Annotated in this window: 16 protein-coding genes; 12 read left to right on the top strand and 4 right to left on the bottom strand. The window is 65.2% G+C overall.

The genetic code is table 11. From position 1 onward, the window contains the following. Nucleotides 1-51: 51 nt before the first annotated feature. Nucleotides 52-1,119, top strand: a complete 1,068-nt coding sequence (locus BPSG_RS01035) for a glycerophosphodiester phosphodiesterase family protein (RefSeq protein WP_026644072.1) — start codon at nucleotides 52-54, stop codon at nucleotides 1,117-1,119. A gap of 182 nt (nucleotides 1,120-1,301) precedes the next feature. Here the strand turns inward: BPSG_RS01035 and upp are convergent, their stop codons facing one another. Further along, on the bottom strand, nucleotides 1,302-1,943 hold the full coding sequence (upp, locus tag BPSG_RS01030; RefSeq protein WP_026644071.1) for a uracil phosphoribosyltransferase: 642 nt from the start codon (nucleotides 1,941-1,943) through the stop codon (nucleotides 1,302-1,304). A 303-nt stretch (nucleotides 1,944-2,246) separates the two neighbouring features. Between upp and BPSG_RS01025 the strand changes: the two genes are divergently transcribed. The 3 genes from BPSG_RS01025 (at nucleotide 2,247) to BPSG_RS01015 (ending at nucleotide 4,257) form a co-directional block, all read left to right on the top strand. Beyond that, nucleotides 2,247-2,417: a GlsB/YeaQ/YmgE family stress response membrane protein gene (locus BPSG_RS01025; protein WP_425592529.1), complete on the top strand. Its 171-nt coding sequence runs from the start codon at nucleotides 2,247-2,249 to the stop codon at nucleotides 2,415-2,417. A gap of 285 nt (nucleotides 2,418-2,702) precedes the next feature. Next, entirely contained in the window at nucleotides 2,703-2,957 is a 255-nt protein-coding gene (locus BPSG_RS01020; protein ID WP_026644069.1) for a GlsB/YeaQ/YmgE family stress response membrane protein, read from the top strand. Nucleotides 2,958-3,318: 361 nt separating this feature from the next. Beyond that, on the top strand, nucleotides 3,319-4,257 hold the full coding sequence (locus BPSG_RS01015; RefSeq protein ID WP_026644068.1) for an NAD-dependent epimerase/dehydratase family protein: 939 nt from the start codon (nucleotides 3,319-3,321) through the stop codon (nucleotides 4,255-4,257). Between the two features lie 167 nt (nucleotides 4,258-4,424). On the opposite strand, the gene BPSG_RS01010 is transcribed toward BPSG_RS01015, so the two are convergent. The 3 genes from BPSG_RS01010 to BPSG_RS01000 all read right to left on the bottom strand — a co-directional run bounded on the left by BPSG_RS01010 (nucleotide 4,425) and on the right by BPSG_RS01000 (nucleotide 8,557). Then, on the bottom strand, nucleotides 4,425-5,180 hold the full coding sequence (locus tag BPSG_RS01010; protein ID WP_033502341.1) for a hypothetical protein: 756 nt from the start codon (nucleotides 5,178-5,180) through the stop codon (nucleotides 4,425-4,427). After that, on the bottom strand, nucleotides 5,170-6,225 hold the full coding sequence (locus tag BPSG_RS01005) for an NUDIX hydrolase (protein ID WP_026644067.1): 1,056 nt from the start codon (nucleotides 6,223-6,225) through the stop codon (nucleotides 5,170-5,172). Before BPSG_RS01005 ends, BPSG_RS01010 begins: the two co-directional genes overlap by 11 nt. Nucleotides 6,226-6,319: 94 nt before the next feature. Next, the gene (locus BPSG_RS01000) at nucleotides 6,320-8,557 is read right to left on the bottom strand and encodes an RNA degradosome polyphosphate kinase (protein ID WP_026644132.1); all 2,238 of its coding nucleotides are present in this window, start codon (nucleotides 8,555-8,557) and stop codon (nucleotides 6,320-6,322) included. Nucleotides 8,558-9,788: 1,231 nt separating this feature from the next. Here BPSG_RS01000 and BPSG_RS00995 point away from each other — a divergent pair. The 8 genes from BPSG_RS00995 to dnaX form a co-directional block, all read left to right on the top strand. Continuing rightward, nucleotides 9,789-10,847, top strand: coding sequence for a CpaE-like family protein (locus BPSG_RS00995; protein ID WP_236822946.1), 1,059 nt, complete (start codon nucleotides 9,789-9,791; stop codon nucleotides 10,845-10,847). 208 nt (nucleotides 10,848-11,055) lie between these two features. Further along, the gene (locus tag BPSG_RS00990; protein ID WP_026644134.1) at nucleotides 11,056-12,069 is read left to right on the top strand and encodes a CpaF family protein; all 1,014 of its coding nucleotides are present in this window, start codon (nucleotides 11,056-11,058) and stop codon (nucleotides 12,067-12,069) included. After that, on the top strand, nucleotides 12,066-12,815 hold the full coding sequence (locus tag BPSG_RS00985) for a type II secretion system F family protein (RefSeq protein WP_051592120.1): 750 nt from the start codon (nucleotides 12,066-12,068) through the stop codon (nucleotides 12,813-12,815). Before BPSG_RS00990 ends, BPSG_RS00985 begins: the two co-directional genes overlap by 4 nt. Beyond that, on the top strand, nucleotides 12,812-13,405 hold the full coding sequence (locus BPSG_RS00980; RefSeq protein ID WP_026644136.1) for a type II secretion system F family protein: 594 nt from the start codon (nucleotides 12,812-12,814) through the stop codon (nucleotides 13,403-13,405). The genes BPSG_RS00985 and BPSG_RS00980 overlap by 4 nt, the downstream gene beginning before the upstream one ends. Before the next feature lie 143 nt (nucleotides 13,406-13,548). Continuing rightward, a complete protein-coding gene (locus BPSG_RS00975) occupies nucleotides 13,549-13,833 on the top strand; it encodes a DUF4244 domain-containing protein (RefSeq protein ID WP_026644137.1) in 285 nt (94 codons plus the stop codon). 38 nt (nucleotides 13,834-13,871) lie between these two features. Next, entirely contained in the window at nucleotides 13,872-14,237 is a 366-nt protein-coding gene (locus BPSG_RS00970) for a TadE/TadG family type IV pilus assembly protein (RefSeq protein WP_026644138.1), read from the top strand. Beyond that, nucleotides 14,224-14,715 carry an Rv3654c family TadE-like protein gene (locus BPSG_RS00965; protein ID WP_051592121.1) on the top strand — a complete coding sequence of 164 codons (492 nt, stop codon included), beginning with the start codon at nucleotides 14,224-14,226 and terminating at the stop codon, nucleotides 14,713-14,715. Before BPSG_RS00970 ends, BPSG_RS00965 begins: the two co-directional genes overlap by 14 nt. A gap of 45 nt (nucleotides 14,716-14,760) precedes the next feature. Beyond that, the coding region (dnaX, locus tag BPSG_RS00960) for a DNA polymerase III subunit gamma/tau (RefSeq protein ID WP_034878935.1) at nucleotides 14,761-16,815 on the top strand (2,055 nt) is incomplete at its 3' end.

The raw sequence follows: 16,815 nt of genomic DNA, 5'->3' as shown, positions 1-16,815 counted from the left end.
ACGGCACCGGCGTGCAGTAGGCTCGGGTAGTGGAACTCCCAAGGAGGAAACATGGCCAAGACCGTACAGAAAATCCTGATTGGCGGAGCGCTCGCCGCAGGTGCCGGATTGTGGGCGATGGCGCCGCGCACGTTCGGCAACAAGCGCAAGAACTATGTGCCCACGCTGCCGCAGATCCCCTACGCGCACCGCGGCTTGCACGACGCGGGCTCCGGCCTGAGCCAGCAGTACGCGGGGGAGAGCGGCGAATACATCGCACTCGCACGCCGCATGGCGATGCAGGCGGGTTACGGCACACCGAATGAGCCGGGCCCGATCGCGCCTGAGAATTCGCTCGCCGCATTCGCCGCGGCCGCGACCGCCGGCTACGGCATCGAACTCGACGTGCAGATGACGCTCGACAACCAGATCGTGGTGCTGCACGACCCCGACCTGCTGCGCGTTGCGGGAGACCCGCGCCGCGTGGCCGACCTGACATACGACGAGCTCGTGCGCATCCCGCTGTTCCCCACGGCAGCGCCGGGCGCCTATGAGTCGCCGCTGCTGCCGGGGGCGAGCGCCGACGACCCGTCCGCCGTCGCCACACCGGCCACCGCGCCGAAGGGCTACTACCAGCATGTGCCGCTGCTCAGCGACGTGCTGCGCGTGGTGGACGGCCGCGTGCCGATCATCGTCGAATTCAAATTCGAAAACCCGCGTTCGTGGGACGCCCGCGACGAGGAATTCATGACGCGCGCGGCGGATCTGCTCGAGGCGTACCGCGGCCTGTATGTGGTGGAGTCGTTCAGCCCCGCCGCCATGAACTGGTACAAGTCCAACCATCCGGATGTGTGCCGCGGTCAGCTCGCCGAAGATGTGCGCTTCGGCGGCGCCGACGCCGTAACATGGGCCGCCGGCAAGCTCGCGTTCAACTGGATGTCGCGCCCTGATTTTGTGGCGTACGACTACCGCAACGGCAGCAGCAAGCTGCTCGCTTTCGCGCGCAAGATGGGAGCGCTCGCCGTGGCGTGGACCGTGCGCAGCTCGGCCGAACTGAGCCAGAGCATGCCGTACTTCGACCGCTACATCTTCGAAGCGTTCGTGCCGGGCGAACTGCCCGCGCCGAACATGCAGCTATGAGCTGATACGCGCATAATACGGGCGGGCCGCGGTGGTGAATACCGCGGCCCGCTCTTGCATTGGGGGTTTCGCTGTTTATGTCGCTGGTTTCGCTGTTTTCGTCATTTTTTGGTTGGATTTATGACGAAAACGGCGAAAACAGTGGCACAAACAGCGAAAAGCCCGTCTGTGCGTAGGTTGTGTCAGTCGATGACGCCGTACAGGCGGTCGCCGGCGTCGCCCAGACCGGGCACGATGTAGCTCTTGCTGTTGAGGCCTTCATCCACACCGCAGACGACAACGCGGAACGAGATGCTCGGGTCGATGTTTTCTTCGACGAACTTGATGCCCTCCGGTGCGGCGATGATGCAGATGGCGGTCACGTCTTTGGCGCCCTTTTCCGCCAGATAGTGGGTGGCGGCCACGAGCGTGCCGCCGGTGGCGAGCATCGGGTCGATCAGGAAGCATTGGCGGCCCGAAAGGTCGTCCGGCAAGCGGTTCGCGTAGGTGATCTGCTGGGTGGGATGCTCTTCGTCGCGCTTCATGCCCAGGAATCCGACCTCGGCGCTCGGCATCATGCGCGTCATGCCGTCGAGCATACCCAAGCCGGCACGCAGCACCGGCACGATGATCGGGCGCGGCTTGGCGATCGTCTTGCCCACCATCGGCGCCACAGGCGTCTCGATCGGCTTGTCCACGACCTCAAGGTTGCGGGTGGCTTCGTAGGCTTCGAGCATGACGAGCTCGGAGACGAGTTCGCGGAAGGTGGATGAAGGGGTGTTCTTGTCTCGCAGCACGGTGAGCTTGTGCTCGACCAGCGGATGATTGAGTACTTGGAGTTCCATACCTCCTAGCATAGCCTGCGCATGGCGCGCGCGTCTGATTCAGCGATGGACGCACACCGGGCGATGCGCCGATGTTCATGCGGGTAGCACAATCGTGTCAACGCGCATGCCTTTTCAGCTATGAGATATCGGTGCTTGCCATCAGCTAAAAAGCAATACTCACCATTATCGGCTTGGTATATTTATACTTATTCACATTCTTCGCGTTAGGAAAGGAGTACTATTATGCATTGGATATGGGTATTGATTGTAGGAGCCATTATTGGTGCAATCGCTGGTGCCATCACCCGTCGTAGTGGAGCGATGGGCTGGATTAGCAACATCATCGCCGGCTTGGTTGGCTCGGCGATCGGTGAGGCCCTGCTGGGACATTGGGGTCCGCAGCTCGCAGGCATGGCAATCATCCCGTCGCTCATCGGCGCGATCATTGTCGTTGCCGTCGTTTCGTTCTTCCTCATGCGTTCAAGCAAGTGACGTCACGGGGTTGGTTACCGTCATACGCCGGTGTGGGGCATACGCCTTGCACCGGCGTTGCGTTTTTGTCCGAATGCGAGGGGCGCACGGGTGAATGACGGGCCGGGCCACTTACGCGGCCGGCGCACATGCGGAAGTATAGCTGGCCGGCCTGTGCGTTGCCTGATTTTGCCGTAGTAGCGTAAAACCTCGTGATTTCAAGGAAATCATGGCGCGGTCCCGTACAGTGAAGGATAGTTCAAGGTTTCTTCCCGAACTTTGAAAACCAAGACGTAAGGAAACATCATGTATTGGATTTGGACGCTTATCGTTGGAGCAATCATTGGAGCCATCGCTGGAGCCATCACGAACCGCAGCGGATCGATGGGTTGGATCGCCAACATCATCGCAGGCCTTGCTGGTTCGGCGCTGGGCCAGGCGCTCTTCGGCAGCTGGGGCCCGCAACTCGGCGGCATGGCCATCTTCCCATCGCTCATCGGCGCGGTCATCGTGGTCGCTGTTGTCTCGTTCTTCGTGATGAGAGTCACCGCCAAGAAGTGATCGTCACGCATAGGCGTTTCAGGCCCTGCATGCTCTACATGCAGGGCCTCTTTGTTATGCGATGCAGGATGATTGTGGTTTGGAGATGGTTGAAGATTGCCGTCTTGCCGCCTGCTGTCGTGGCGATAGGTGTCGTTACCTCTCTGGATTCGCCGTTTTCGTCGCCGTTTTCGCCGTTTTCGTCACTTTTTATCTCGATTAATGACCATAACGGCGAAAACGGCGACGAAAACGGCGAATCTGATCACATGACATGGGGGCCTGCTCAATCCCACATCGTGGGCGCCCTGACTCCATGTCCCGCATCCATCTGGTACGTTCTGCTGTGGTCTGAATCCACAGGAGAACAAGGGGAGGCGAAGTGGCACGTAGGATTCTGGTGACAGGGGGAACCGTCTTCGTGAGCAAGTACATCGCGCGGTATTTCGCGGGTCTTGGCGCGGACGTTGTGGTCCTCAACCGCAATACCAAGGAGCGGCTGGAGGGCGTCACGGTCATCGAAGCCGACCGGCACGCACTGGGGAATGTGCTGGACGGCCAGCATTTCGACGCGGTGATCGACGTAACCGCCTACAACGCGCAGGATGTGGACGATTTGGCGCGCGCCTTGAAATCAGCCACTTTCAAGACCTATGTGATGATCAGTTCCAGCGCGGTGTACCCAACCACTAACCTGCAGCCATTCGTCGAGAACGGCCGGCTTGGGCTCAATACGAAACATGAGGTGTGGGGCCCGTACAGCGAAGGCAAGATCGCCGCCGAACGCGCCGTGCTCCAACAGATTCCGAACGCGTACATCATCCGGCCGCCGTACTTGTACGGACCGATGAACAACGTGTACCGCGAGGCCTTCGTCTTCGACTGCGCCGACGCCTCGCGCACGTTCCATCTTCCGGGCGACGGCGAGATGCGCCTGCAGTTCTTCCATGTGCGCGACCTGTGCCGGTTCATCAACGTGATCATCGGGCAGCGGCCGCAGCAGCATGTGTTCAATGTGGGCAATCCGGAATCGGTCAGTGTGCGCGAATGGGTCGAGCTGTGCTACCGCGCCGCGGGCAAGCCGCTCGAATGCGTGGAAGTGCACAACGTGCCCCAGTGCAGTTTCTTCCCCTTCCGCGATTACCAGTATGAGCTCGATGTGCGCGCGCAACGCGAACTCATGCCGGAGACGACTCCGCTCGCCGAGGGGCTGCGCGAGTCATACGCATGGTACAGCGCGCACCGCAATGAGGTGGTGGCCAAGCCGTACATGAAGTTCATCGATGAGGAACTGCCGAACGTGCCCGTGCCTGCACACTGACGCGCGGCTGAGGGAAAAGAGAACGTCGGACCGCGAAAGCGCCATGTCGGCGCAAAGGCCGCTCGCAGCGGCAAAAAATGGAGCCCGGGGCTATGCACGGCCCGACGCGTCTTATATTGTACATGATTTGCGCGGGTGTGACCACCATGTCGGTGTAGCGCGCGCCGCTATTCGAGCTGGCCGCGGCGCCACAGGTGCGCGCCGGCCCGCAGGTCCCGCGCGGTGGTCTGCAGGTTCGCCGCGGTGTGCAGCAGGCGCGCCGCTTGTGCGCGCAGGGTGTGGATCTCATCGGTCGTGCCGACAACGGGGGAGTCGGTGTCGGCCATCGCCAAGGCGCGCGCGGTCATGCGTTTCGCCTCGACGCGCAGTCCGAGTACGACCACATCCACGAACGTCGAGGCGCGCTCGAGCGCGACGGCGAAATCGCCGCGGAACGCGCCGGCGAGGATGGAATCCGCCGTGCGCGCAATGTCCTCTTCCGTCGGCGCCGCGTCCACTCCGGCGATCGCGGACGCCGACGTGGCGATCGGCTCGCCGAGACGCCACAGGCGCGCGATCGCATCACGCTGGCGGCGCATCCATGTGCGCAGCAGATACAGGCGCCATAGCACGCCCGGCAGTGAGTCGGGTTCCGCGTGGCTCCACAGTTCCGCGATCACGTCCACACCCTCATGGTCCACGAGGGTCAGTGTGCGCGCCACGACGGCCGGGTCGTCGGTCTTGTGCACATGGCTGAGGAGGGCCCAGGCGGTCGCGTGACTCACTTCGCTCAGCTGCTCGGGGTCGACGCCGCCGGCGATGTTCTCGGCGAGCCCTTGGTCGAGCTGGCCTGGGCGTGCAGGGCGGGGCGAGCCGGTGTGGGTGAACGCGGCACGGCTCGCGATCACGGAGCCATTGCCGAAGTGCGGGGCGTTAGTAGACAATCGGTGCCACTTTCTGAATATCGATGATGTGCGGGTCCTCCGGGCTGCCGGTGACGAACAGGGCGAGCGCATTGCCGGTGGGCATGTACGGGGACTTCGCGATGAGTCGTTTGGTCAGGGATTTGCACGAGCACAGCGGGCGCAGTTGCTCGAAGATGCCGCCGATGACGGGGCGGTGCATGCAGATCGCGGTCGTGGCGCCACTGGTGAGCGCCTCGCCGATCTGCGCGCGGAACGCGGACCACGCGGCGGCTGGGTCGGCGGCGAACGCGTCTTCGGTCAGCTCGGGGATCAGCTCCACGGGTAATCCAGTCTGCCATGCGAGCATCTGCATGGTTTGCTGGCAGCGAATCCACGGGGATGTGGTGAGCCGTTCGGGCGCGTAGCAGGCGAGTTCGCGGTCGAGCGCATAGGCGGCCGCCGCGCCTTTCGGTGTGATGGGGCGCGCGGGGTCGGTGCCTTTCCACAGTTTGCGCGGCTCCGCCTTGGCGTGCCGCACGAGCAGGACCGTGCGCGCGTGGTGCGCGTCCTCCTGCAGGCGGTCGACGAACCACGCGAGCACGTCTTTGTCGGTGGAATGGGTGAGCCGCTTGCGCGCCTCGGCGATTGTGAGCCAGCGCACGTCGCTGATCTCGCCGGCGTCGGCGCGGTGCACGGGGCCGAACGCGGTGGCCATGCGGCGCGCCCGCGTGTCGCTGATCACCGTGGCCATCCAATAGGCCACATGTTTGATCTGCATGTCGGCGCTGCCGTTGCGGTTGGCCTGCGCGCTGGCGTGGCGCTTTTTGCGGCCTTCGTCGGCGAGCGGGTATTCGACCTCGCCCAGGAACGGGCCGAGCGCCACATGGCAGCCGGTCTCCTCGCCGATTTCACGCACGGCCGCATGGCGGCGGGACTCGTTGAGTTCCAGTTTGCCTTTCGGCCAGCTCCAATCGTCGTATTTGGGCCGGTGCACCACGCACACTTCGATGTCGCCATCCGGCGCGCCTTCGCGCGTGCGATATAGGATGCCACCTGCCGCTTCGACGATTCTGCGTTTGCTCATGGTTCCCCATTGTAGGAGGTTGTGCGGGGAATGCGTGAGAGGCCGCCCGCATGCGTGCGGACGGCCTCGGCGAGGTGCCGGGATTCAGCTGGGGTCAGCGGTGCGGATTGGGCCTGCGCTGGTGCTTGCGGATCAGGTACTCTTGGCTGTCCACGAGTGGGCGGCCCTCCTCGTCCTTCGAGTGGCGCACATACGTGCCGTCGGGCTCCATGTGCCACGACGACGTGGTGTCGGCCATCTGCAGGTCGATGTACTTGATCAGTTCGTCGATCTGCTCAGGCGCGGTGATGCGCACAAGCGCCTCCACGCGGCGGTCGAGGTTGCGGTGCATCAGGTCGGCGGAGCCGATCCACACCTCCGGGCCGGCGATCGGGCCCTCGCCGATCTGCGGGCCGTCGGAATTCGCGAACGCGTAGATGCGGCTGTGCTCAAGGAACCGGCCCAGGATCGAGCGCACGCGGATGTTCTCGGACAGGCCCGGCACGCCCGGTTTGAGCGAGCAGATGCCGCGCTCCACGATGTCGATCTTCACGCCGGCCTGGCTCGCGCGGTACAGGGCGTCAATTGTCTTCTCGTCGACAATCGAGTTCACCTTGATCTTGATCCACGCCTCTTTGCCGGCGCGCGCGGCGTCCTCCTCGCGGCGGATGCGCTGGATCAGCCCGGAGCGGACCGTGCGTGGCGCGACGAGCAGACGGTGGAAACTCGACTTCGGCGCGTAGCCGCTCAGCTGATTGAACAGGCGCGTCATGTCCTGGCCCACCACAGGGTCGCACGTGAGCAGGCCAAGGTCGGTGTACTGGCGCGCGGTCTTCGGGTTGTAGTTGCCAGTGCCCACATGGCAGTAGCGCTTGAGGCCGTCCGCCTCCTGGCGCACCACGAGCGAGAGCTTGCAGTGCGTCTTCAGTCCGACGATGCCGTAGACGACGTGCACGCCCGCGCGCTCGAGCTTGCGCGCCCATGCGATGTTCGCGTCTTCGTCGAAGCGCGCCTTGAGCTCGACGAGCGCGAGCACCTGCTTGCCGGCGTGCGCGGCGTCGATGAGCGCGTCGATGATCGGCGAGTTGCTCGACGTGCGGTAGAGCGTCTGCTTGATCGCGAGCACCTTCGGGTCGGCCGCTGCCTGCGCGAGGAACGCCTGCACCGAAGTGGAGAACGAGTCGTACGGGTGGTGCAGCAGGATGTCGCGCTCGCGGATCGCCGCGAAGATGTCCTGCGCACGGCTCGACTCGACCTGTGCGATCTGGCGGTTCGTCGTCGGCACGAACGGGCGGAACTTGAGGTCCGGCCGGTCGATGCCGCCGAGCTCGAACAGCACCGTCGCGTCGAGCGGGGCGGGCAGGCGGTAGACCTCCTCCGGCGTCACGCCCATCTGGTCGGCGAGCAGCTGCGAGAGGAACGGCGAGGTCTCGTCGGAAATCTCCAGGCGGATCGGCGGCCCGAAGCGGCGGCGCAGCAGCTCCTTTTCAATCGCGTTGAGCAGGTTCTCGGCGTCGTCCTCCTCGACCTCGATGTCCTCGTTGCGCGTCACGCGGAACGAGCGCGCCTCCTTGATGATCATGCCCGGGAACAGTGATTCCAGATGCGCGATGATCAGGTTCTCCATCGTGATGAAGCCGTAGCGCACCTCGTCGGCCTCGTCTTCGGTCATGTCGTCAACCGGCACGAGTCGGTTGATGTTGTCGGGGATCTTCACGCGCGCGAAGTGCGATTTGCCCGAAGCCGGGTTCTCCACGAGCACGGCCAGGTTGATCGAGTTGCCCGAGATGTACGGGAAGGGGTGCGCGGGGTCCACGGCGAGCGGGGTGAGCACGGGGAACACCTGCTGGCGGAAGTACTTCGAGAGGCGCTCCTGCTCGGCGATCGTCAGCTTGTCCCAGCCCAGCAGCTTGATGTTCTCCTTCGCCAGATCGGGCAGGATGTGGTCCACCACGTAGTGCGCGTGCTCGTCCTGCAGGCGGTGGGCCTGCTCGCTGATCGCGCGCATCTGCTGGCGCGGGCTCAGGCCCGACGGGCTCGTGACGGCGATGCCGGTGTCGATGCGGCGCTTGAGACCGGCCACGCGGACCATGAAGAACTCGTCGAGGTTGCTCGCGAAGATCGCGGCGAACGTGGCGCGCTCGATGATCGGGATGTCTTCGTCCTGCGCCAGTTCGAGCACGCGCTTGTTGAACTTGAGCCAGCTCAGCTCACGGTCGAAGAAGCGGTCGGGCGGCAGCGGCTGTTCACCGTTGAGCGTCTCGCGTTTGTCGCTCTTGTCCGTCTCTGCGATATGTTCGGCGATCTGGCTGCGCAGAATCGCCTTTGAAGGTGCGTCAAAAATCTGTGCCATGGTCACTACTTTAGGGGGTCGAATCCGAAAAAACACTGAAAACGGCGAAAACTTTGCTATTTATTCAAGTTCCGCGGTGTTGTATGGGGTGTGGGTGGTGTTGGCGGTGACGTTCCTGTGGGTTCTATAGACGAATATCGCGCAGGTGGCGGGCAATCGCGACGATTCTTTGCTCCGTGCCGAGGATTGTCGTGCTCTGGGATCAGGGTCATGACGTTTGTCTGGGTTGCTCGGCTGGGTGTCGTGGCGGATCATTTTGGGTGGCGCGGCGGGTGTTGGGGAGCGGGATGTACGACACGCCGTGTGGTGCCGCATAACATGTTTGAATGAACATTTTGGGTAGGTTCTGCATGCAAAATGGCACATTGCGATGTGCGGTTAGGTAGTTGAGTGAACAAAATGAAGAATTAGTGAACATTGGCTGAATCAAGTTGCGGAATGGCAAATAGCGAGCATAATTACAAGTACAAGAACAACTGAATAGCAGACCCACAAAAAGTATATGATCAGCAAGATTATTACGTTGAGCGGGTATTGGAAAGACTTACCGTTGCAACGATGAGGTTGTGCAGAGATTCTGTGCAGTTGGACTTGTAGGGAAGGCCCACAATAGCGTGGGCCTTCCCTTTTTTGTGCATGAGCCGTAAAATAATGCGAATGAAATACGGCAGTCAATAGGTGTCTGTGCCGGCGTCGCCTTGCGCGGCTGTTGATGTCTATGCTCCGCCGCGAACTGCTGTCTGAGTTGCTGTGGGCGACCGTTGGTGTCTGGAACCTAGACACCAACGGTCGCCGATCATGGCCTGCATGGCTGTTGGCGTCTAGAGGCTAGACATCAACTGTCGCCGATTGTGACCTATATGGCTGTTGGTATCTGACCATCGACACCCATGACCATTCCACTGCCATACGCGGCGAATCCGACGTGCTTATACCACTGCGTTCGCGCAGAAGAGCGCCTTCTTTGCTACGGGTAGTGCTTCCGTGACTGATTCCCAACTACAAACGTTGGAAAATGGGGGTTTGTAGGGAAGAGCGGTTTGGAAGGGCACTGCCCGTAGCGAAAGAAGCACTACCCGTAGCAATGCAAGGGGCGCAGTTGGTGCCGCAGGTGGGCATTGCGGGACCGTCAGATCAACTGACAATGTGGATAAGTGTGGATAGTCGACCGTCCGACCACATAGGCCCGCACAGTTTGGCCAGCACTGTGCGCATGCCGTTCAATCGAACCATGAATACAGCAGTAATGCCCCTAGGCAATATCCAGACACCGTTCGCACAGCGCGATGCCTCGCAATCGCCCGGCAGTCGCCGCACGACGCTCGAACCGCAGCGGTTCTACGTGCCGCACCAACAGGAGCCCGCGCGTGCCGCATCCCGCTCGGGTGCGGGCGTGCGCTGGGCGCCGGTCGCGCCGGCACATGAGGCGCTCGTCGATCCGGCGCCGGAGCGCGAGTGCGTGACGGTTGCCGGACGCAACGTCATCACATGCTCATCCGCGAGCGGCGGCATCGGCACCACGCTCACGGCGGCGATATTGGCGCAGCAGCTCGCCAAGCGCCATGCGTCCACTGCGCTCGTCGACGCCGACCTGCGCGTGGCGGGCGGTGGGCTCGACGTGGTGCTCGGGCTGGAGCATGAACGCGGGGTGCGGTGGCACGACGTGCACGCGCCGCTCGGCCAGCTCAACGGCCCCGCATTGCAGCGCAAACTGCCGAAGTGGAAGGGCGTGGCCGTTCTTTCGCACAATCCGTGGCAGGGTGAGGCACCGGACTGGTGGGAAGTGCAGGCGGCGGTGCAGGCGCTCGCGCAGGAAGACGATGCGGTTGTCGTGGACGCCGGCCGCGGCGAGATGATCGAACAGGTCGCCACGCTTGTGGAGGCCTCGCACATCGTGTTCGTCGAACTTTCGGTGCTGGGGCTCGCCCGCGCGCAGATGCACATCGAGTGGCTCGAACAGGTCGGTCTGGACAGTGTGGAGCAGCGCAACACCCCGCCCGGCATTGGGCAGGAAGTGCGCCCGATGGCGGCGGTGCCGGGGCAGATCGTGGCGGTCGTGGGCGTCGAGCCGCGCAGCACGGTGCGCGAGCGCGGCATGGTGACGTCCGACGAAGCCACGTCATATCTGGGGCGCGACGTGATCGGCACGCTGCGCGCGGATGGGCATTTGTGCGGCGACGTGCTGGAAGGGCTCGGCGTGCGCGCAGTGCCGCGCAGGAACCGCCCGGTCATCGATGAGCTGACGTCGATCGCGGAGCATGCCTGCGCACTCGACGGCCGGCGTGACTGAGGCGTGCGAAAGGTGGATGATGACGATGGGGCATACGGCAGTGGCGCGCACGGCGTCAGGGCGCGCGGCGGTACAGCGCATGGGCGCGATGACACCCGAGCATGGCTGGCATATGGTGCCGGCGGAAGCACAGGAATCCATGCAAGCAGCTGTGCGGCCGGGCACGTATCGGTCCGCGCCAACACTCGCGCAGCGAACCGCGCCGGCGTTGCAGCTCGGCCCGCTCGAGCGGTTCGCGCGCGACGGCACTGTGACCGATGTGGTGGTGACGTGCGACGGCGCAGTGTGGATAGACTGCGGGCGTGGCATGCAGCTTGCACACACCGCGATTCCGCTGCACGACCCGCATGTGCTGCGTGATTTCGCCGTGCGCCTGTGCGCCCAACTGGGCTGCCGGCTCGACGAATCCCAGCCGATTGCCGACGCGAGCGCCCCGGACGGCACGCGCGTGCACGCGGTCGTCGCGCCGATTGTGCCGCATGGCGCGTCGGTCTCGATTCGCTTCCCCGACCGCGTGGCGCCCGACCTGGATGTGCTGGCGCGGCTGGGCATGTGCCCTGCGCCGTGGGTGCCGCTGCTGCGGCTGTTGGTGCAGGGCCGTGCGAATGTGCTCATCACCGGCGGCACCGGCGTGGGCAAGACGACACTGCTCAAGGCACTGTTGGCCTGTTGCGCGCCCGAGGAGCGCATTGTGACGGTCGAGGAGGTGCGCGAACTGCATGCCGTGCCGCACGCGCACACGGTGTCGCTCGTGGCGCGCGCGGCGAACGTCGAAGGCAAGGGCAAGGTGGGATTGCCCGACCTTGTCAAGGCGACGCTGCGCATGCGGCCCGACCGCGTGGTGGTCGGCGAATGCCGCGGCGAAGAGGTGGCCGATCTGTTGCGGGCGTTGAATTCGGGGCACCGTGGGTCGTTCACCACGGTGCACGCGGATTCCGTGTCGCGCGTGCCGGGGCGGCTCATCGCCTTGGGCCTGCTTGCGGGGCTCGAGCCGCGCGCGACGGCGATGTTGGCGGACGGCGCGTTCGACGTGCTGCTGCACTTGGAACGGGGCTCGCAATGCCGGCGCATCGCGCAGATCGGCATGGTGCAATGCGTGGATGGCCGCCTGTGTGGGCGCGTGGTGGCGCAGTGGAGTGGCACGGGCGACGCGGTGGCCGGAGAGGCGTGGAGTGATTTCGTCGCGCAGTGGAAGGAGCGCGGGTCTGGAGGCGGGGCATGAACTGGTTGGCGTGGTGGGCGGCGCTGTGCGTGGGCGCCGCCGTATGGCTATGCATGCGTGCGCCGCACGCGCGGCTGCGTGATGCGCACGAGGCCCCGGGTGCGAGCGCAGGTGAAACACATATTGGTTCAGGCAATCGGGGAGTGAGCGTGGTGCTCGCGGGCATCGTCGCCTCGTTGCAGGGCGGTGCCGGCGTGCTCGAGGCGCTGTGCCGCCAATTCGAGGCGCTGCCATCGCAGATTCGTGCACGCGCGTCGCCGCTGTCCAGTCCGTGCAGCGGCATGCCGCCCGGACTCGTGGCGCGCGCAGCGGTGACGGACGCCAACGGCGACTGCGACGCTGAGGCGATCGCCACATTGTTGCAGGCGCACAGGCTCGCGGAGGAGACCGATGCGCAGATCCGCGCCGCCGCACACGGCATATGCGCGGCGTATGGGGTCAGTCAGCGGCTCGGCTGCCCGGCCGCGCGCTGTTTCGACGCGGTGCGTGAATCATACGCGCGTCTGCGGTTGCGCGAAGACCTCAAGCGCAACGCGTTCGCCGTGCCGCAATCCACGGTGCGCATGCTCATGGGGCTTCCGGCCGTCACGGTGGCATTGGGCGAATTGCTGGGTGCGCATCCCCTCGGCGTGCTGTTCGGTTCGGTGCAGGGGGTGTGCTGTCTGCTGCTCGGCTCCGTCTGCTATGCCGTGGGCGGCGCATGGATGCATCGGCTGATGATCGCGATGATCGGCGCACCGCCATGATCGCGCTGACGGGACCGGTGTGGATGGTGGTGGCCGCGTGCGGCGCGGCGGCGGCCGTATGGTGGCTGCCCGCACCGCACGCCGCGACCGTGCGGCTGCAGGACGCGCGCGCCGGAGCGCCCCATGGCGACGATTGGGAGCCGTCGGGCACCTTGGTGATTGCGCTCGTCATCGCGGCGCTTGAGCAAGGCGCATCGATTCCCACCGCGCTGCGCACCGTGGGCGCCTGTTGCGGCCCCGTGTGCGCCAGTGCACTCGCCGCTGTGGCCGATGCACTCGAGCAGGGCGTGCCGTGGGGCGACGCCTGGAGTGTAGCGGGCGCATTTGCGGACGAGCCGGGCACGCGCGGCTTGGGCGCCGTGCTACACACACTCGACGACGCGCTGCGCTCGCCGTGGCAAGACGGCTCGGCAGCCGTGCCGCGGTTGCGCGCCGCCGCTGAACAGTTGGACACACTCGAACGCATGCACATCGAGCGCGCGGCTTCGACGCTTTCGGTGCGGCTGCTGCTGCCGATGGGCCTATGTTTTCTGCCGGCGTTCCTGTGTATCGCCGTGGTGCCGACGATCATGTCGTTCGTGCAGGGCTGAGGGAATGTGGATAACTGACCGTCCGACCACATGCCCCCCTTCGGGCTGGACGCGCAGACGCACATGGCGCACAGTGGACCCACGCCCCGCAAGAGAGGCGCCATATAACCGAATACAGAACACCTTGAGGAATGGAGTGCATCATGAACGAACTCACCGCCATCAATGGAGATGGCCTCGCGATCCGCCACAGCTTCAGCGGCGCGGTCGGGGATTGGGCGGCCCGTGCGCAGCGCGCGGCCGTCATGCTCGACGCACGCTGGCGCACGTTGGCCACCGAGCCGGAGGAAGGCGCCGCCACGGCCGAATACGCTGTGGTGCTTGTGGCGGCCACTGGCTTTGCGGCCATACTCGTGGCATTGCTCAAATCGGACACCATCAAGACGCTCTTGACGAACATCGTCAAGAAGGCGCTGAGTGTCGCCTAGCGATGCGCGGCACCAATGGCGCCGGTACCGTGCGGCACATGGCGCAACGTCTCGGGCACTGGTTCCGGGCGCACGACGAGGGGGCGGCCACCGCGGAATTCGCGGTGGTCCTCCCCGCCGTGGTGGTCATGCTCGCCCTGCTGCTCTACACGGCCCGCGCATGTGTGGTGCAGTTGGAATGCCAGGATGCGGCGGCCGCTGTGGCGCGCCAGCTCGTGGTGCTCGATGGCGACGTCGCCGCAGCACGCGCCTCGGCCGGGGCCGGCGTGCATGTCGCGGTGGCCGGCGAAGCGAACCAGTACGTCGTGACCACAACGTGCAGAGTCGTGTCCGATCCGCTGCACGTGATTCCAGGCAGCGTGCATGGCAACGCGGTGGGGATGAAACAAGATGGGCAGGCATAGCATCGGCCGCGCCACGCGGCGCATGCGCAACAAGTTCGCCGCGCACGACGCAGGCAGTGCCACGATGGCTGGCGTGGCGCTCGTGTGCGCGGCGGCCCTGCTGCTCGGCTTGATCGCCGCCGGCGGCAACATCGTGCTGCGGCGCGGGCAGGCGCGCACGGTGGCCGACCTGGCCGCGGTCGGCGCGGCGCAGGCGCTGTGGTATGGCGAAACGGAGACGCCGTGCGTTCTCGCTGGGCATATCGCCAGCGCGAACGGCGGCGCCATCGAGTCCTGCATGGTGGACGGCGACGACGTGCAGGTGCGTGCGCGCGTGGCCACACAAGTGCCGTTCGTACGGCATGTCACGGCGCAGGCGCGCGCCGGCCCGCGCCCATGCGCCGCCACGGAAGCCGTGCAACACGCGCAGGCAAGGGGGCATTCCGCGTGCACAGGTCCGCGCCCGCGCCCCATACGGGTGATGCAGCCTGTATTTTAGTAGCAGCACTACGCGAATCATCGCGAGAAGGAAACAGGGCACATTATGGCATTAGCGTTATATCGTCGGTACCGTCCAGACACGTTCGCGGGCGTTATCGGGCAGGATCAGGTGACCGTGCCGCTCATGCGCGCGCTCGATGAACACAAGCTCACGCACGCGTATCTGTTCTCGGGCCCGCGCGGCTGCGGCAAGACGAGCTCGGCGCGCATTCTGGCGCGCTGCGTCAACTGCGCGGAAGGCCCCACGTCGCAGCCGTGCGGCGTCTGCGAAAGCTGCCGTGACCTGGCGACCGGCGGCCCCGGTTCGATCGACGTGGTGGAGATCGACGCCGCGAGCCACAACGGCGTGGACGACGCGCGCGAATTGCGCGAACGCGCGGGGTTCGCCCCTGCGCGTGACCGCTACAAGATCTTCATCCTCGACGAGGCGCACATGGTGACCCAGCAGGGGTTCAACGCGCTGCTCAAGATCGTGGAGGAGCCGCCGGAGCATGTGATGTTCATCTTTGCCACGACCGAACCCGAAAAGGTGATCGGTACGATCCGCTCGCGCACGCACCATTACCCGTTCCGCTTGGTGCCGCCCGAGGTGATGGGGCCGTACCTTGAGGAGATCTGCGAACATGAGCAGATCGAGGCCGAGCCCGGTGTGCTGCGTCTGGCGATGCGCGCGGGCGGTGGGTCGGTGCGCGACACGCTTTCGGTGCTCGACCAGCTCATGGTGGGCGCGGTGGACGGTGAGATCTCGTATGACGCCGCTGTGGCGCTGCTCGGGTTCACGCCCGACGTATTGATCGGCACGGCGATCGACGCGATCATCGACCACGACGGCGCGAAGCTGTATGACGTGATCCAGAAGGTGATCGTCGGCGGGTTTGACGCGCGCCGCTTTGTGGAGGACCTGTTGGCGCGCACACGCGACCTGCTCGTGCTCACGCTCGGCGGTGACCAGGCCGAACGCGTGCTGAGCGACGACGCCGCGGTCGAGGACCTCGAACAACTGCATAGGCAGGCCAAGGCGCTGGGTTTGCCGACGCTCACGGCCATGGCCGAGACGATGGACGATGCGCTCGCGCATATGGCCGGCGCGATCTCACCGCGCATGCGGCTCGAATTGCTCGCCGCGAAACTGCTTGCCGGCCGCGAGACCGGCTATGCGGCAATCAACACGCCCGCCAAGGCGGCCGCTGACGATCCCACGAAACCCGCGCCGCACGGCGGCTTCATCGCCAATCAGGCCAAGGCCCAACAGCAGACGGCGCCTGCGCAATCGGCACAGCATCCGGCTTCACCGCAGCAGAAGGCGCCCGCGCAGTCCACCGCGCAGCCGACGGCCCAACCGCACGCCGCGCCTGAGCCGTCCGCCGCACCCGTACAGTCCGGCTGGCCTGACATGGCGGCCCGCACGCCTGCCCAGTCCGCACAATCCGCCCAACCCGACGGCAGCCCCGACGAGCGTTGGGACGCGTTGGTGCGCGGCCTGCCCGCGGATGTGCGCGCATACGTGGACCGCACCAAGGTGCCGCGCATCAACCTTGCGCAGGACCCGCGCAGCGGCCGCTCGCGCCTGTGGATCAAGTTCGACACCCCGATGAGCAAATACGCGTTCGCGCTCGCCGTCAGTGCCGAAAGCGTGGACGGCACCACGAAGGTCGTGGATATTCTGCGCGCCCAAGTGCACCGTGTGTTCGGTCCGCAGGTGGCGCTCGCGCCGACCGAGAAAATGGCCGACGGCCAAGTGGCGCCGCCGCTGAGCAAACTGCCTGCTGACCAGCAGCAGCGCATCAAGGCGCAGCTGCTGACCGGCAGCCTGCAGTCGCAGATCGCAGGGCGTGCGGAACGCGAACCCAGCGAGCACAGCGCCGCGGCCGGCGAGGCGACGTCGGACGCCGACGCCGTGCACCGAGCCGCGCCCGCGCAATCTGCACCCGCTGCCTCGGCTGCGGCGTCCGCGCTCGACGACATCGACCCGTGGGCGTACCCGGAAGACGAGCAGACGCACATCGACTTCGACCGCGTCTCGTCGTTCGAACAACAGGCGGCGCAGGCGCGCGCTGCCAAGCCCGACGACCCGTGGCAGCGCATGCCGGGGGAGTCG

Source organism: Bifidobacterium pseudolongum subsp. globosum (assembly GCF_000741295.1).
In the GTDB taxonomy this organism is placed as follows: domain Bacteria; phylum Actinomycetota; class Actinomycetes; order Actinomycetales; family Bifidobacteriaceae; genus Bifidobacterium; species Bifidobacterium globosum.
Note: the sequence above shows the minus strand (reverse complement) of the source record. Positions and strands in the feature narration are given on the sequence as shown.

Coding starts and splice junctions, on each gene's coding strand:
- BPSG_RS01035 (WP_026644072.1), top strand. CDS start 52: ATGGCCAAGACCGTACAGAAAATCCTGATTGGCGGAGCGCTCGCCGCA.
- upp (WP_026644071.1), bottom strand. CDS start 1,943: ATGGAACTCCAAGTACTCAATCATCCGCTGGTCGAGCACAAGCTCACC.
- BPSG_RS01025 (WP_425592529.1), top strand. CDS start 2,247: ATGGGCTGGATTAGCAACATCATCGCCGGCTTGGTTGGCTCGGCGATC.
- BPSG_RS01020 (WP_026644069.1), top strand. CDS start 2,703: ATGTATTGGATTTGGACGCTTATCGTTGGAGCAATCATTGGAGCCATC.
- BPSG_RS01005 (WP_026644067.1), bottom strand. CDS start 6,225: ATGAGCAAACGCAGAATCGTCGAAGCGGCAGGTGGCATCCTATATCGC.
- BPSG_RS01000 (WP_026644132.1), bottom strand. CDS start 8,557: ATGGCACAGATTTTTGACGCACCTTCAAAGGCGATTCTGCGCAGCCAG.
- BPSG_RS00995 (WP_236822946.1), top strand. CDS start 9,789: ATGAATACAGCAGTAATGCCCCTAGGCAATATCCAGACACCGTTCGCA.
- BPSG_RS00985 (WP_051592120.1), top strand. CDS start 12,066: ATGAACTGGTTGGCGTGGTGGGCGGCGCTGTGCGTGGGCGCCGCCGTA.
- BPSG_RS00980 (WP_026644136.1), top strand. CDS start 12,812: ATGATCGCGCTGACGGGACCGGTGTGGATGGTGGTGGCCGCGTGCGGC.
- BPSG_RS00975 (WP_026644137.1), top strand. CDS start 13,549: ATGAACGAACTCACCGCCATCAATGGAGATGGCCTCGCGATCCGCCAC.
- BPSG_RS00970 (WP_026644138.1), top strand. CDS start 13,872: ATGGCGCAACGTCTCGGGCACTGGTTCCGGGCGCACGACGAGGGGGCG.
- BPSG_RS00965 (WP_051592121.1), top strand. CDS start 14,224: ATGGGCAGGCATAGCATCGGCCGCGCCACGCGGCGCATGCGCAACAAG.